The 13,763-nt window shown below is 62.3% G+C and carries 16 protein-coding genes; 8 read left to right on the top strand and 8 right to left on the bottom strand.

Annotation, left to right across the window (positions count from 1 at the left end; genetic code table 11):
* The first annotated feature begins 212 nt into the window (after positions 1-212).
* The gene (locus tag P3T25_RS31705) at positions 213-1,106 is read left to right on the top strand and encodes a LysR substrate-binding domain-containing protein (protein ID WP_171926987.1); all 894 of its coding nucleotides are present in this window, start codon (positions 213-215) and stop codon (positions 1,104-1,106) included.
* A 47-nt stretch (positions 1,107-1,153) separates the two neighbouring features.
* Here P3T25_RS31705 and P3T25_RS31700 read toward each other — a convergent pair whose 3' ends face one another.
* Both P3T25_RS31700 and P3T25_RS31695 read right to left on the bottom strand, forming a co-directional pair.
* Complete coding sequence (locus P3T25_RS31700; protein ID WP_429360839.1) at positions 1,154-2,236, bottom strand: calcium:proton antiporter; 1,083 nt, start codon at positions 2,234-2,236, stop codon at positions 1,154-1,156.
* Positions 2,237-2,660: 424 nt separating this feature from the next.
* Entirely contained in the window at positions 2,661-3,026 is a 366-nt protein-coding gene (locus P3T25_RS31695; RefSeq protein ID WP_171926985.1) for a BON domain-containing protein, read from the bottom strand.
* A gap of 394 nt (positions 3,027-3,420) precedes the next feature.
* Between P3T25_RS31695 and P3T25_RS31690 the strand changes: the two genes are divergently transcribed.
* Both P3T25_RS31690 and P3T25_RS31685 read left to right on the top strand, forming a co-directional pair.
* Positions 3,421-4,068, top strand: a complete 648-nt coding sequence (locus tag P3T25_RS31690; protein WP_154565304.1) for a DNA-3-methyladenine glycosylase — start codon at positions 3,421-3,423, stop codon at positions 4,066-4,068.
* Between the two features lie 269 nt (positions 4,069-4,337).
* Positions 4,338-4,682: a DUF4148 domain-containing protein gene (locus P3T25_RS31685; protein WP_154565305.1), complete on the top strand. Its 345-nt coding sequence runs from the start codon at positions 4,338-4,340 to the stop codon at positions 4,680-4,682.
* A 284-nt stretch (positions 4,683-4,966) separates the two neighbouring features.
* On the opposite strand, the gene P3T25_RS31680 is transcribed toward P3T25_RS31685, so the two are convergent.
* Complete coding sequence (locus P3T25_RS31680) at positions 4,967-5,410, bottom strand: CBS domain-containing protein (protein WP_154565306.1); 444 nt, start codon at positions 5,408-5,410, stop codon at positions 4,967-4,969.
* 267 nt (positions 5,411-5,677) lie between these two features.
* On the opposite strand from P3T25_RS31680, the gene ribA reads away from it, so the two are divergent.
* Entirely contained in the window at positions 5,678-6,328 is a 651-nt protein-coding gene (ribA, locus tag P3T25_RS31675; RefSeq protein WP_154565331.1) for a GTP cyclohydrolase II, read from the top strand.
* Between the two features lie 176 nt (positions 6,329-6,504).
* On the opposite strand, the gene P3T25_RS31670 is transcribed toward ribA, so the two are convergent.
* Both P3T25_RS31670 and P3T25_RS31665 read right to left on the bottom strand, forming a co-directional pair.
* Positions 6,505-6,705: a hypothetical protein gene (locus P3T25_RS31670; protein ID WP_154565307.1), complete on the bottom strand. Its 201-nt coding sequence runs from the start codon at positions 6,703-6,705 to the stop codon at positions 6,505-6,507.
* A gap of 26 nt (positions 6,706-6,731) precedes the next feature.
* The gene (locus P3T25_RS31665) at positions 6,732-7,646 is read right to left on the bottom strand and encodes an NAD(P)H-binding protein (protein WP_168435897.1); all 915 of its coding nucleotides are present in this window, start codon (positions 7,644-7,646) and stop codon (positions 6,732-6,734) included.
* 207 nt (positions 7,647-7,853) lie between these two features.
* Between P3T25_RS31665 and P3T25_RS31660 the strand changes: the two genes are divergently transcribed.
* From P3T25_RS31660 to P3T25_RS31650, 3 genes are all read left to right on the top strand, one after another.
* Entirely contained in the window at positions 7,854-8,789 is a 936-nt protein-coding gene (locus P3T25_RS31660; protein ID WP_266239182.1) for an AraC family transcriptional regulator, read from the top strand.
* 105 nt (positions 8,790-8,894) lie between these two features.
* Positions 8,895-9,989 (top strand): triacylglycerol lipase, encoded by a 1,095-nt coding sequence (locus P3T25_RS31655; RefSeq protein WP_154565310.1) that lies wholly within the window; start codon positions 8,895-8,897, stop codon positions 9,987-9,989.
* A 4-nt stretch (positions 9,990-9,993) separates the two neighbouring features.
* Positions 9,994-11,052, top strand: coding sequence for a lipase secretion chaperone (locus P3T25_RS31650; RefSeq protein ID WP_154565311.1), 1,059 nt, complete (start codon positions 9,994-9,996; stop codon positions 11,050-11,052).
* A 28-nt stretch (positions 11,053-11,080) separates the two neighbouring features.
* On the opposite strand, the gene P3T25_RS31645 is transcribed toward P3T25_RS31650, so the two are convergent.
* The 3 genes from P3T25_RS31645 to P3T25_RS31635 all read right to left on the bottom strand — a co-directional run bounded on the left by P3T25_RS31645 (position 11,081) and on the right by P3T25_RS31635 (position 13,290).
* Positions 11,081-11,908, bottom strand: coding sequence for an anti-sigma factor family protein (locus tag P3T25_RS31645; protein WP_266239184.1), 828 nt, complete (start codon positions 11,906-11,908; stop codon positions 11,081-11,083).
* Positions 11,905-12,423, bottom strand: a complete 519-nt coding sequence (locus P3T25_RS31640) for a sigma-70 family RNA polymerase sigma factor (protein WP_154565313.1) — start codon at positions 12,421-12,423, stop codon at positions 11,905-11,907. The genes P3T25_RS31645 and P3T25_RS31640 overlap by 4 nt, the downstream gene beginning before the upstream one ends.
* Positions 12,424-12,564: 141 nt before the next feature.
* Positions 12,565-13,290: an anti-sigma factor family protein gene (locus P3T25_RS31635; protein WP_429360833.1), complete on the bottom strand. Its 726-nt coding sequence runs from the start codon at positions 13,288-13,290 to the stop codon at positions 12,565-12,567.
* A gap of 167 nt (positions 13,291-13,457) precedes the next feature.
* Between P3T25_RS31635 and P3T25_RS31630 the strand changes: the two genes are divergently transcribed.
* On the top strand, positions 13,458-13,727 hold the full coding sequence (locus P3T25_RS31630) for a DUF4148 domain-containing protein (protein WP_429360832.1): 270 nt from the start codon (positions 13,458-13,460) through the stop codon (positions 13,725-13,727).
* Positions 13,728-13,763: the final 36 nt, after the last annotated feature.

The raw sequence follows: 13,763 nt of genomic DNA, 5'->3' as shown, positions 1-13,763 counted from the left end.
ATCCGGCGGGATGCGCCCTGAGTCGGTGCAAGCGGTGGCGCTCAGACTCGGATTAATAACCGGGCCATGAGCGAAATGCATGCATATTTGCCCGCGCACAACACGTGCGAAACATTCTGATCGCGTATCCTGTGGGCTCGATGGGCGTGATGGCACGCAAGGCCGCCCGCCCGCGCAATGACTTTTCCTGATCCCTGACCGGACTTATCCAGATGCGACGTCTCCCGCCGCTCAATGCGCTGCAGATTTTCGAAACCGTCGCGCGGCATCGCAGCTTCACACGCGCCGCTGACCACCTATGCCTGACACAAGGCGCGGTCAGCCGGCAAATCATCGCGCTCGAGGACTACTACAAGTTTCCGCTCTTCAAGCGCCATGCAAAGGGCCTGACGCTGACCGCCGAAGGCGAACTGTTGCTGCCGGCCGTCAAGGAGAGCTTCGCGCGTATCGAAGAGATATCGCTGCGCCTCACGCGTCAACGCACCGATCTCGCGCTGAAAGTGCCGACCTGCGTCATGCGCTGGATGTTGCCGAAGATCATGCGTTTCCAGGCCGAGTATCCCGAGCTGCACGTTCAGATCACCACCACCTGGCAACATGACGTCGACTTCCAGCTCGAGCCGTTCGACGCGGCGATCATCTATGGCTCGTCACCGGGTGTGGACGTGCAGGCGGTGCCGTTATTCGAGGAGCGTCTGACGCCGGTGTGCGCGCCCGATCTGTTGAAAGACAAACCGCTGGACGAGTTGGCGGATCTGGCGCGCCACACGCTGCTGCATCCAACGCGCGACCATCGCGACTGGAAGATGTGGCTCGCCAAGGTGACCGAGGTGGATGCCGCGAATGCGCCTGCGATCGATGCTGAGCACGGCCCGAGCTTCGACACGCTCGACATGGCGACCAACGCTGCTTTGCAGGGCTTCGGTGTTGCCATCAGCGATCTTGCCTTGATAGACGAAGACGTCGCGGCCAAGCGGCTCGTGCGGCCATTCGATACGGTGCTCAAGACCGGCTGGCGGTATTACTTCGTGTATCCGGATTCAGTCGCGCATCAGCAGAAGCTGAATCTGTTCCGCGACTGGATTGCGGAGCATTGGGAAGAGTAGGAGAGCAGCCCGTCGTTTGGGTAGAGCGCGGATCGTCAAGCCTATCGTCAGGGCGCGAAGGACAGAAACAGATACGCCGCGAACAACGACAGATGGACGGCGCCTTGCAGGATCGTCGTGCGTCCGGAACTGAGCGTCAGGGTGCCGACGATCAACGTGAGCACCAGCAGCACAGTTTCCTTGCCGTCGATACCGAGGATGAGCGGCTGAGCGATCCACAAGAACACCACGGCGACCGTTGGGATGGTCAGCCCGATGCTGGCCAGCGCCGAGCCGAGCGCGAGATTCAGGCTGTTCTGCAAGCGATCGGCGCGCGCCGCGCGCACGGCGGCGAGCCCTTCCGGCAACAGCACTAGCGCGGCAATGATAATGCCGACCACCGCCGGCGGCGCGCCCGCGTTCTTCACTGCCGTTTCGACCACTGGCGAGAGCACTTTCGCGAGCAACACGACGGCGACGAGGCACACCACCAGCAAGCCGCCGGCTGCCAGCGCGACACCGGCACTCGGCGGGGCGGCATGGACGTCCTCGTCGGGGACGCCGGCAAGAAAGTAATCGCGATGCCGCACGGTCTGGACGAACACGAACACCCCATACAGCACCAGCGAAGACACCCCCGCGAACGCCAGTTGCGACGACGACAAAACCGGGCCGGCACTCGTCGTCGTGTAGTTCGGCATGACCAGAGTCAACACGGACAATGACGCGAGCACTGCCAACGACGCCGCAGCGCCGCGACTTTGAAAATCCTGCTCGCGATGCCGGATACCGCCCACCAGCAGGCAGATGCCCACGATCCCATTGCACACGATCATCACCGCGGCGAATACGGTGTCGCGCGCAAGCCCGGCTTTTTCCGGCCCGGACGTCAACATCACCGAAACGATCAGCGCGACTTCGATCACCGTGACGGCCACCGCCAGCACCAGTGTGCCGAACGGCTCGCCGACGCGATGCGCGACCACTTCCGCGTGGTGCACCGCTGTGAACACCGCAGCGCACAGTGCGACCCCGATCAGCGCGAGCAGCAACCCGTTGCCCGGCAAGGCATACGCGATGCCCAGCACGATCCAGGCAACGAAGGGCGCGGCAATGGTCCAGCGGGGCAAAACGGTCGCGGGCATGGTCATTCAGGGCTTCCTTTCGTTGCGTGTTCTTGTTGCTTGTATTGGACTGGCGCAGCAAGCGCGGACGGGCGCCAATGAGACACGGGCGCGGGCGCAAATCCTAAACCATCCTGTCAACAACGCGCCCTAACGCATTAAATTATAAAGGATAGTTCATAGCGGACGAGGTTTTGTCAGTCCGTGCGACGGATTGTGCCGACGCAGTGGCGAAGGCGGCAAGGCAACCTGCGGCTCATCGGCATCTGAAGGATTGAGTCGCGCAGGATTGCGCGGAAAATGCGACGCGGGTTCGATGGGTGAAACTCCATCAGACCACCACTGCCAGGTTGGCAGTTTCAGGGAAAGAATCCGAATGTTTAGGTCCGGACGCGCCGCCTCGTGATGAAGCGTTGCGTCCGGATGTAGCGCAACGACTGACTAAAGCGGTTTACTGTCCGACCGGACGGATCGACAGTGCGTTCTTGACCGACGTCACGCCCGGCACGGCTTGCGCGGCCTGGGTTGCCAGGTCGACTTGCGGTTGCTCAGGCACCGTGCCGGCCAGCGTCACTGCGCCGCCACGTGCGCGCACGGTGATGTTGGTCACGCTCAGGCCCTTGGTTTTCGACAGGGCGGTGCGCACCTTGCGTCCCAACGCACGGTTGGCCGCCTTGGCCGCCTTGGCGCTCGGCGCCGAAGAAGCAGCCATGGGGGCCGCCGGAGCAGCAGCGTCGCTGCTTTGCGCGTACGCATTGACGGATGCCAGAACGATCAGCGCGCCGCCGACCATCTTGATTGCCTGGAATGCTTTCATTCAACTCTCTCCTATTGTCATGAATACGACGGCCCCGGGATGGGCCGGTGTACTGCACCAGCGGGTACTTCGGGATCAAATCTGAATGGAACGTTGCTGCGATCGAGCGACTTCTTGCAATCTGTAAGCTGATCAGGCGCGCCTAAGCACACGCATGCCGGCAAAGGCTGTCCTGCAAGCCGGAAACACACGATACTCCAATTAGTGCCATGGTGAATGCGTCAGTGCCTGGAAATGAGGTTTTGGTACAACGAATGGGCCGATGAAGGCAGGCCGATGGCGCTCCACCGCTTGGTGCGGCGCGGGTGGCACGCCCGTTGGCGTGTCTGCTGCACTGGCAGGTCGCGCATCTATCGAACCCTGCGCCTGGCGCTTAACGACTCGTCCGAATTGCATGCCGAATCAGCCTCTATCTATCCTCCCATTGCTTCGTGACGATTTGCCGCTCGATACCGTCGCGCTGGCACGTTTCATGATCGGCAAATATCTGGTGCACGACCTCCCCGAAGGCCGTATCAGCGGCCGCATTGTCGAAACCGAGGCGTACCCGCTCGGCGATTCGACCAGCCACGCGTTTGCAGGCCGCCGCCCGTATAACGGGTCGATGTTTCTCGCCCCCGGCCACGCTTATATCCGGCTTACGTACGGGCTTTCGTACATGCTGAACATGTCTGCGGAAGCGGAAGAGGTCGGCGCAGGCATTCTGCTCCGCGCGATCGAACCGCTGGAGGGCTTGCAGTTGATGGAAGCGCGGCGGCCCGGCGTGCCGTTGCGCGATCTCGCGCGCGGTCCCGGCCGGCTCACCATGGCCTTGGGCATCGACCAGTCGTTTGACGGCCGCGATCTTTGCAGCGGACATGGCCTGTGGATCGGCGTGATCGAGACGGGTGATGTGCAGATCGGCGTGACGACGCGCATCGGCTTGTCGCGCGAGATGCATCGGCCGTTACGGTTTTTCGAACCCGGCAGCGCGTTCGTCAGCGGACCGCGAAAATTGCTGCTGCCGCCGCACGCCGACGCATTGACCAGTGCGCAAATCTGACTATCCGCGGCGGGCAATGCGGCAAAACACGCTCAGCGGGGGTGCTTTCTCGAAACGTCAGACGCAAAGGTTACGATTCCGACAATTATTACGGTAAAACGAAGCCTTCAATCAAGTTTGGCGGTAAGTTTCGTCACACTCTTGCGTTTTGAACAATTATCTATCTCGCAATTAAGGGTTTTCCCGCGATGATTGGGTGACTAGACTGAAATCACTCGCTTCTCACATGGTGTGGCAAGCGAAGCAAAAAACAGGTCTGGAGGTAAGTCATGAAATCGCTCATCAAGGCAATCGCCATTGCAGCCGTTCTCGCCGCCCCAGTTGCTTCGTTCGCTCAATCGAGCGACCAGCCCGCGACCCGCGCGGAAGTCCGCAGCCAATTGATCCAGCTTGAACAAGCGGGTTACAACCCGGCCGCCAGCAACGACACGAACTATCCGCGCGACGTTCAAGCCGCCGAAAGCCGTGTGCAGGCGCAAAACCCGGCTGTCGCGCAGACGCAGGAACCCGTCGCGGATACCAGTGGCTACGGTGGCCGGGCGAGCGGCTCGTCACAAGCGGGTGGCGTCTTGCAACCGACGTCCGGCCCGAAGTCGGTTTATTTCGGTAACTAGGTTTGGCGCCCGGCTGGTCCGGCCGGCAGTTGATCTGATCGAAGCGGGGCGTGCGTGAACCAGCTCAACGCACGTTTCGCGTTCTGCAAGCAATCAGCAGTGTGATATGGCGAGGCACATGCGCGCTTTATGCGGCGTGCATTCTCGCAGTCCACAATTCAGGAACCTCCGCTGCCGCAAGGTAGCTTCGCCCAACCTTTTTCAAGGATTGGGCTTTTTTTGCGCCCCGTTTCGGCAGCGTGCGACGCCCGGCGTGCGGCGCGACCTGCGATAGGCCGCGAACCTCAGGGGCGTTCGCCGTGGATATAGAACTCGAGTTGCTGAATCGTGAATTGCTGCTCGGCGATGATGTTCTTCACCAGGTCGCCGATCGATACCATGCCTACCAGGCGGTCGTTTTCGATGACCGGCAAGTGACGCATGCGCCGTTCGGTCATCAGGGCCATGCAGTCGTCGGTGGTCTGGTCGGGGCGGACGAAGCGCACGGCTTTGCTCATGATGTCGCGCACCGGCGTAGCCTTCGATGAACGGTCCAGCAGGACGACCTTCCGCGCATAGTCCCGCTCCGTAACGATCCCGGCGATGCTGTCGCCGTCCGTTACGACCAGTGCGCCGATGCCTTTTTCAGCCATCAGCTTGATCGCCTCGTAGACAGAATCGTCGGCCCCGACCGTGAAGACGGTGGTGTTGTTCGGTTTGGTTTTAAGAAGCTGTGCAACGCTTGTCATGGAGCGACTCCGTTTCGCAGTGCAGCACGCCGATGCGGCGCGCTGGCGTGAGGGACAGGCCATTCCAGTATAGGCGCGGTGTGCGGCGGACGGACCTCGGGAATACCTGTGGCGCGCGGTGCGTTCAACTCAGGTAGCCATGTGATGCGCGTCGGTTTCGTACGCGGCACGCGGGCATCCGGGCGCGGTGTGCCGATTAGCGGTAAACTGCCGGTCCATACCGCATCCCAATATTGCGGGTTCATGTCAGCACCATTGTCCAACGCCATGCTCACGTCTCACGATCCGTCGCAAGCAACAGACGGCGCACCCAGCGGCGAGTGCGTCGTCCTCGACGCTACCGCCACGCTCCCCACGCGCTACGGCACGTTTACCTCCTACGTGTTTCGCGTGGCCGAAAGCGGCGCCGAACATCTCGCGCTCGTGATGGGCGACGTCGCAAACCAGTCGTCCGTGTTGACGCGCCTGCACTCCGAGTGCCTGACGGGCGACGTGCTCGGCTCGTACCGCTGCGATTGCGGCGAACAACTCGATCTGGCGCTGCGCTATATCGCGGCTGAAGGCTGCGGCGTGCTGCTGTATCTGCGCGGCCACGAGGGGCGCGGCATTGGCCTGTCGAACAAGATTCGCGCGTATGCGTTGCAGGAGCAGGGCCGCGACACCGTCGAGGCCAATCTCGATCTCGGCTTACCCGATGACTCGCGCGAATACGACTCCGCGGCAGGCATTCTGCGCACGCTCAAGGTCACCTCGGTTCGCCTGATGAGCAACAATCCGGAAAAATTCGACACGCTGTCAAAGCATGGCATTCCGGTGTGCGAGCGCGTCGCGCTGGCGATTCCGATGCGCGAGGAAAACGAGCGCTATATCCGCACCAAACAGTTGAAGTTTGGGCACTACTTCGACGAGAACGAATAATTGACGCGTGCGCACCGGCCACCGTTTGCAAACGGCGGCCGGTGTCGTGGCGTCGGTTTTGTCAATTTAGTGCGGACTTTGACATGGTGATGACCCATCTGCGGCGTGTCTACGGCTTATCGAACCGCGAGTGGAGCCGAATTGATTCGATTCGATTCGATTCGAGCCGCGTCGAATCAGAACAAACCAAAGTCGTCGTTGCTATCGGGAATCGCGTTGAGCATGTCCCGAAGCGCTCGCCAACCGATGAGTCCCGCAAGACCTGCTGAGATGGCCGTCCAGTAGCGGGTGTTCGTCGTTCCGCGTGGTTGCGGGATGTGATGCGTCGCGCTTTTCCGAGCTTCCATCGATGCGCGCAGCAAAGGGCAAGTATGCATGTCGTTTCTCCTATCGCGAGTGCGGTTTAGCGAGCCGTCGCAGTTGCAGTTGAAGTTGCAGCGACACGCGCCAGGATCGACGCAAACACATCCGCTAGCGCAGTCGCGCCGAAGCGCCGCTCGCTGATCTCCGTTTCGACGTCGATGCGGCCCGCGTTGTGCGCGTCGTATAGATCCGTGATGAGACGCGCGTGGTTCTCACCGAGTCCCGCGCCATGGAGCATGGCGGCCCATTCGCCGCGTGGCACTTCGTAGGCCGTGATCTGGCGGTGCGCCAATGCACCGAGCGTACGCGCGACGTCTAACGCGCTGACACGCGCTTCACCTTCGATGCTCACCACCCGTGGTGACACCTTCGCCGGTCTGTCGTCGAGCAATAGTTCGGCGGCCAGCAGCCCGACATCCTGTGCGGCGACCGTCGGATACAGCTTGCTCAATGGATGATGCAGACTCGGCAGCACGCCTCTCGCGAGCGCGATTGGCAGCACGCGACCCCAGTTGTGCATGTGTTCCGCTGCACGCAGAAACGTCAACTGTGAGGCAACGGGCGCGAGTTGCGTTTCGAGGGTGTGAAACAGCGTCGTGATGCCGGTGCCGCTCGCGTGTTCCGCGCCGTAGTCGGACAGCGCGAGCACGCGTTGCGGCGGGTTGGCGCGTAATGCGCCCGCGCTCACGTCGATCATGCGCCGCATCGTGGTTGCGGGATCGGCGTCTGCGTGTGGCACTGGGCACAGTATCTGCACCGCGTACGCTCCCTCGATAGCGCGTGCTACCGAAGCTGGGTCGAGCAGATCGGCGATGGCGATTTCACAGCCGATTTCCGCTAACACGTCGCCTTGCTCGGCTTGGCGCACGACCGCGCGCACTTCGCGGCCCGCCCGGCGCAACGCCGCCGCGCTCACTCTGCCAACATTGCCTGCTGCTCCAAAGATCACGAACACGTTGAGCTCCTTCCTGGGTCGGTATGCGGCCATCTTAGGGATACGGGGACGGAGAAACGCGCGGGCACGGATCGTCGTGCGCAGATTCGGATGATTGTTTTTCTTTGTGGCGGCGCAGCACGTGTGTTGAGGCGGTGCGAGCCAAGCGAAGGAGCGAAAAACGCAGCACAATGCACACACGTTTGCCGCCATCCACGAGGAAAAGCAATGAACGCCGTGACACCGATACCGCAGCCGCACAGTGGCTCCCGCATAGCGCTGCTCTCGAGCAAGACGCTCGGCTGGCAGGGCTTCGGCGCGGAACTGGTCAACGTGTCGGCCGGGCTGCACCGGATTCCGGCGCTCAAGCATCATCGCGTGGGTGTGCATGTCGGCGCGCCGGTCAAGGCGCGTTGCATGTGCAATGAGCGCCGCTTTTCGCGGATTCAGGCGCATGGCGATGCGGATGTGATTCCCGCTGGCGTCGACGGACAGTGGACCGATGAAGCCGCCTGCACGATTTTCAGTGTGTGGATCGGCGAAGACTTCGCACAGAGGACCGTCGAGCAACTGGAATTGAAGACGAGCGAAGCGCGGCTTCGTCCGCAGTTCCAGATGCGCGACCCACGTTTTCAGCATCTGGCCTGGGCGCTACGCGCGGAACTCGAAGCGGACGATGCGTCCGATCCGCTCTTCGCCGAAAGCCTGTGTACCGCGATGGTGGTACGGCTGATCGGCAGCGCGCCGGTGCTCGACAAACTCGAGAACAAACGTCGCACGCTTGCGCCGAAGACTGCCGCTCGCGTGATCGAGTTTATCGAAGCGCACCTCGATCAACGCCTCACGCTTGGCGAACTGGCGGTGCATGCTGAATTGAGTGTCCCGCATTTCAAGGTGCTGTTTCGCGAAACGCTCGGTATGCCGGTGCATCAGTATGTGGTGCAACGGCGAGTGGAGCGGGCGAGGGCGCTATTGCTTCAAGGCAGGTTGAGCGCGAGTCAGATCGCGCTGGAGACGGGCTTTGCGCATCAGAGTCATATGGCGCATTGGATGGGGCGGTTGTTAGGGGTGACGCCGCGGGAGTTGGTCAAGTCAAGCGCGAATCCAGGCAGCATTGTCGACCTCGATGCCGTCAATGCCCGTCGCATCGCCACACTGCGATAGACCTTAGAAACGCACTGCAGCATAAGCAGTTTGGAGTTCCCGCTCTATTGCCCTCGATCGATTTGTATAGCTAAATACGCGGACTTCGCAACCGGAGGCCGTCACATGTCGAAATCGAAGGGTTCTCGCATCGTCGCCTGGGCGATTGCGGCCGCTGTCGCCAATGCGCCGCTCGCTGTGCTTCTCACAATCGCCACACCGGTTGCCATCGATCGCGCAATCGCCGCGACGTCGACCACCAGCGCCGACGATTATGCGGCAACCCGCTATCCGATCATCCTCGTCCATGGCCTCACCGGGACCGACAAATATCTCGGCGTACTCGACTACTGGTACGGCATTCAGTCCGACCTCCAGCAGCACGGCGCAAGCGTGTATGTGGCGAACCTGTCGGGCTTTCAGACCGATGACGGTCCGAACGGGCGCGGCGAACAATTACTCGCCTACGTGAAACAGGTCCTGGCCGCGACCGGCGCACAGAAGGTGAATCTGATCGGCCACAGCCAGGGTGGCTTGACCTCGCGCTATGTCGCTGCGGTAGCGCCGGAACTCGTCGCTTCGGTCACCACGATTGGGACGCCGCATCGCGGCTCGGAGTTCGCCGATTTCGTGCAGGACGCGTTGCAAAAAGATCCGACCGGTCTTTCGACATCGATCATCGGCGCGTTTGCGAATATATTCGGCATCCTGACGAGTAGTAATAACAACACGAATCAGAATGCGGTAGCCGCGCTGCAAACGCTGACCACGGCTAACGCCGCGGCCTACAACTTGCGCTATCCGAGCGCTGGCCTCGGTGCACCCGGCTCGTGCCAAACGGGCGCCGCGACTGAGACCGTCAACGGCAACACGCATCTGCTGTACTCGTGGGCGGGCACTGCGATTCAGCCGACCTCCGTGCTGGGCATCCCTGGCGCCACCGACACCAGCGCCGCCCCAATCGATTCCGCCAACCTCCTTGATCCGTCGACACTCGTTTTGTACGGCACCGGCGCGATCATGCTGAGCCGCCAGTCGGGGCAGAACGACGGACTCGTCTCGGTGTGCAGCGCGCTCTACGGCAAGGTGCTTGGCACGAGCTACAAGTGGAACCATCTCGACGAGATCAACCAGTTGCTCGGCGTGCGCGGCGCGAATGCGGCGGATCCGGTGGCAGTGATTCGCATGCAGGCGAACCGCCTGAAGACGCAAGGCGTGTGAACGGATGCGGCGATTGGAGAGGCAGCGGGGCAGCGCGCGGAGTCAGTGGCTGGTTTTCGTGGCGGTGGGTGCGGTGTCGGCGGGTGCGGCCTTGTGGCTGAACCGCCCGCCGTCCGCGCATCATGCATCCGCGCTGCATGCGGTGAATGCGGCGAGTTCTGCGAAACCCGCGCTCGCTTCGGGCAAGGACATGGCCGCCGGCACGTCGGCGGCCGGCGCATTGCCCGCTTCGCTCGACGGTTCGTCGCCACCTCATCTGCCAACCGATGGCCGCGGCCACCTCGCGCACACGCGTGCGGTCCGCGATTTCTTCGACTACTTCCTGACGGCGCAAAACGAAATCTCTCCCGCGACGCTCGATGCATTGGTGCGTCGGCAGATCGCCGCGCAACTCGACGGCACGCCGGCCGCCGAAGAAGCGGTGACTGTCTGGCAGCGCTACAACGCTTATCGCACGGCGCTCGACCAGTTGCCACAAACCTCGCCAATCCAAAGCCAGAGCGGCGCAAAGCTGGACCTCGACGCGCTGCAGCTCTCGCTCGACCAGCGCGATGCCTTAGGCACCCGCTTGATGGGCGAATGGAGCGAGCCGTTCTTCGGCGCCGAATCGCAGCAGCAACATACGGATGTGGCGCGTCTGCGCATCGCGTCAGATGGCGCGATGAGCGCCGCGGAAAAAGCGGCGCGTCTCGCCGCACTAGACGCGGCACTGCCGCCGGAAACACGCGCGGCCCACGAACGGGCACGCCCGCAGCAGGCCGCACTCGACGCGATCAGTCAGGCGCAGAAGCAGGGCGGCTCGCTCGATACGATGCGCGCACGGATTACGCAGACACTTGGACCTGAAGCGGCGCAACGCGTCGTGCAGATGCAGCAGGCTGACGACGCCTGGCAAGCCCGCTATGCGGACTATTCAAGCCAGCGCGCGCAGATCGACAAACAGGGTTTGCCACCTCAGCAACGCGACGCGCAGATTGCGCAGTTGCGCCAGCAGTTCTTCACCAATCCGAGCGACGCGATGCGCGCGGCGTCGCTCGATCGCGGCAGCAGTGCGACAAACTGAACCCGCTATCGCGACCTGACACGGCATCTCAACCCGGCGCGGCGCCCGTCAATTGCGAGTACACGTCATGCGACAGTTGCAACAGCACCTTGCGATCGATCCCGCCTGACACGGCATAGCCAAAGTCGCCGTCGACCCAGTAGAACACGTTCACCGGCCCGTCCTGATACAGCTTGAACGCGGTGGTATTCGAGTTCACCTGACGATGCGAAATGCACAGTGTCACGCGTTCGCCGTTCGGCCCGCGATACATGAACTGCGCGGTCGGCCCATCGGCGCCTGGCAACAGACGCCCGCCCGAAAGATTGAAACCGCTCTTCGAAAGCATCGGCGGATGCACATTGGTGCCGAGCCGGTTGGACAGCCACTGCACGAAATCCTGTTCGTGATCCGCCGTCATTTCGGCTGGACGGTCGACGGCGGGCATATAGACCACATGCGCCACCGCGGCTTGCCGCGCAAACATTTCCGAACTGTCCGCACTGACCGGGCGCGTGTCGGAGTGGTCGGTGACCGGCGCCACGACGTCCTGTCCCATATGCGTGCCGACGCCGATGCCTACGCCCAGCACCAGCGCTGCCGCCATCCCGGCGAACTGCGGCCAGTTGGCGGCTATGCGCCAGCGGCGCCTACTGGCCAGAGGCGTTTGCAGACGTTTGGGCACGGGCTCGCTCAGCACGCGGTCATAGCGTTCATGAAACATGTTGTTCAGCGAGAAATAATCGCTGACGCGTGTGGCCAACTCGGGGTTCTGTTCGAGCGCGCGCTCCACCTCGATGCGTCGTTCGTCGGACAGCGTGCCGTCCACATAGGCGTGCAGCTCTTGTTCGCCGATCGGAGTGTGTTGGTCGCTCATCGCACCACCTGTAATTTTGCACCGGGCTGCGTGCCCGCCATCAATGCCCGAAGCCGCTCGCGTCCGCGTGAAAGGCGCGACATGACCGTGCCGATCGGAATGTTCAGCGCGAGGGCCACATCGGCATAGCTCATTTCCTCGAGACCGACCAGCAGCACCACTTCGCGCTGCTCCATGGGCAGGCGCTGCAATGCGTAGTCGAGGTCGCGCATTTCCAGCGAACGGGTCTGATCGGACGGCACGGCAAATTCGCTTTCGTGGACGCTGTCGTCGTCGACCGCCACGTGGACTGCACGCGCCGACGCCTTGCGCGCCTGATTGGCGAACACGTTATGCATGATCGTGAACAGCCACGCACGCAGGTCGGTGCCGGGCTGGAACATGCCGGTCCGGCCGAGCGCGCGTTCGAGCGTGTCCTGCACCAGGTCGTCGGCGAGATCGCGATTGTTGATCAGCGCTCGCGCATAGCGCCGCAAGCGCGGCACATGCTCAATCAGCTCGTCACGGACATCCATTTTCAATCCCAATCGTGGGCTTCTCGTGGGGCGCCGGGTGGGCGGCCGTCGATTGAACCACCACGCGCATTCGAACTGCAAACACGCGTGGGTGCATTTTATTCCGTTGTTTTTGCAGCGTTGCAAAAACCTGGAGAGGGTCTATCGCACGGTCATCACGTCGGCGGCGCGCATCAGACCGTGGGTGCGGGCGTCGCCGGCGACCACAAAGCGCTGGCGCTGCGCCGTCCAGGTCAGCAGCCTGATCTCGCCGATACGCAGGGCGGCCCACTGCGGCTGGGCCGGCGCCAGCAGTGCCAGCGTGGAAATCAGCACGACGGGGCGGTTGTCGCCGTTCAGATAGATGAATTCGCTGGCGCGTTGGAAGGGGCTGAGCGATAGGACCCTTTGATCCACCAGTCGCAATCCGATCGCCGCGAGGTTGGGGGCGGCCACGTCGGTTCGCGTCGGCGAGGCAGCGGAATACTGTGCGGCGGCGGTTTCCGCCAACGCCATCACGGCGGCATTGTTGAGCGCCTGCCGGGACACCTGGGTGGCGGCCAGCCAGCCGCTCGCGGCGACCAGTGTCAGAGCGAGCGCCCCGAGAGCGTTCAACACTTTGCCCGGGCGCTTTGCGGCCTTCAACCGGTCGAGTACGCCGCGCCATCCTTCGGCGCGGGTCGAAACGGGTTCGTCAGTTGTTTGGAAGGCCTGCTGCATCTGCGCGTTGAGCCTGCCGTAGAACGCCACGCGGTGTGCTTCCGCCGGATCTTTGCCCAGATAGTCCTGCAGAAACGCAGCGCGTTCCGGCGTCAGCGTGCCATCGGCGTAGGCCTGAATGTCGGCTTCGGAAAGCGGCGAATCGGAGGGAGGGGCGGTTGAGGTCATGGTTTCGGCATTCGTCGGATTTCAGCTATCGAGTGGCGAACACACACAGGTGGGGGTTTATTCCACGTTCGAAGTTTGTTTTTTACGAAGCGCCAAGGCAGGAATAAAAGCCGCGAACTCGTGGTTATCCCTCATGCAAACCCGCACAAAACTCTCTGGAGTTCATCATGAAGAAGATTGCTTTTGCCGCATTGTCCCTTGCCGTTCTCGCCGCTTCGTCGAGCGTTTTTGCAGAAGGCAAGACACGTGCTCAGGTGTACCAGGAATTGATCGAAGCCCAGCAGAACGGCCTTGACTACGTCACTGATACGTCGTATCCGGATGTGAACCCCATCTTCGCACAGCAGGTCGCGCACAACAAGGAAGCACTTGCCGCCAAGGCAGCCGCCGCGAGCCATGCAGCGAGCAGCACCGTGCCGGCAGGCAGCGTCAATTGATGGTATCGATAGCCGGCGCGCACACGGAACGGACGC

Origin of the sequence: Paraburkholderia sp. GAS32, assembly GCF_050434225.1 — a bacterium.
Lineage (GTDB): Bacteria > Pseudomonadota > Gammaproteobacteria > Burkholderiales > Burkholderiaceae > Paraburkholderia > Paraburkholderia madseniana.
The sequence above is the reverse complement of the archived record's forward strand: the minus strand, read 5'-3'. Positions and strand labels throughout refer to the sequence as shown.

Bases quoted from the DNA above. Each gene is read 5' to 3' on its own strand.
- P3T25_RS31705 (WP_171926987.1), top strand. From the start codon at position 213: ATGCGACGTCTCCCGCCGCTCAATGCGCTGCAGATTTTCGAAACCGTC.
- P3T25_RS31700 (WP_429360839.1), bottom strand. From the start codon at position 2,236: ATGACCATGCCCGCGACCGTTTTGCCCCGCTGGACCATTGCCGCGCCC.
- P3T25_RS31695 (WP_171926985.1), bottom strand. From the start codon at position 3,026: ATGAAAGCATTCCAGGCAATCAAGATGGTCGGCGGCGCGCTGATCGTT.
- P3T25_RS31690 (WP_154565304.1), top strand. From the start codon at position 3,421: ATGCCGAATCAGCCTCTATCTATCCTCCCATTGCTTCGTGACGATTTG.
- P3T25_RS31685 (WP_154565305.1), top strand. From the start codon at position 4,338: ATGAAATCGCTCATCAAGGCAATCGCCATTGCAGCCGTTCTCGCCGCC.
- P3T25_RS31680 (WP_154565306.1), bottom strand. From the start codon at position 5,410: ATGACAAGCGTTGCACAGCTTCTTAAAACCAAACCGAACAACACCACC.
- ribA (WP_154565331.1), top strand. From the start codon at position 5,678: ATGCTCACGTCTCACGATCCGTCGCAAGCAACAGACGGCGCACCCAGC.
- P3T25_RS31670 (WP_154565307.1), bottom strand. From the start codon at position 6,705: ATGCATACTTGCCCTTTGCTGCGCGCATCGATGGAAGCTCGGAAAAGC.
- P3T25_RS31660 (WP_266239182.1), top strand. From the start codon at position 7,854: ATGAACGCCGTGACACCGATACCGCAGCCGCACAGTGGCTCCCGCATA.
- P3T25_RS31655 (WP_154565310.1), top strand. From the start codon at position 8,895: ATGTCGAAATCGAAGGGTTCTCGCATCGTCGCCTGGGCGATTGCGGCC.
- P3T25_RS31650 (WP_154565311.1), top strand. From the start codon at position 9,994: ATGCGGCGATTGGAGAGGCAGCGGGGCAGCGCGCGGAGTCAGTGGCTG.
- P3T25_RS31645 (WP_266239184.1), bottom strand. From the start codon at position 11,908: ATGAGCGACCAACACACTCCGATCGGCGAACAAGAGCTGCACGCCTAT.
- P3T25_RS31640 (WP_154565313.1), bottom strand. From the start codon at position 12,423: ATGGATGTCCGTGACGAGCTGATTGAGCATGTGCCGCGCTTGCGGCGC.
- P3T25_RS31635 (WP_429360833.1), bottom strand. From the start codon at position 13,290: ATGACCTCAACCGCCCCTCCCTCCGATTCGCCGCTTTCCGAAGCCGAC.
- P3T25_RS31630 (WP_429360832.1), top strand. From the start codon at position 13,458: ATGAAGAAGATTGCTTTTGCCGCATTGTCCCTTGCCGTTCTCGCCGCT.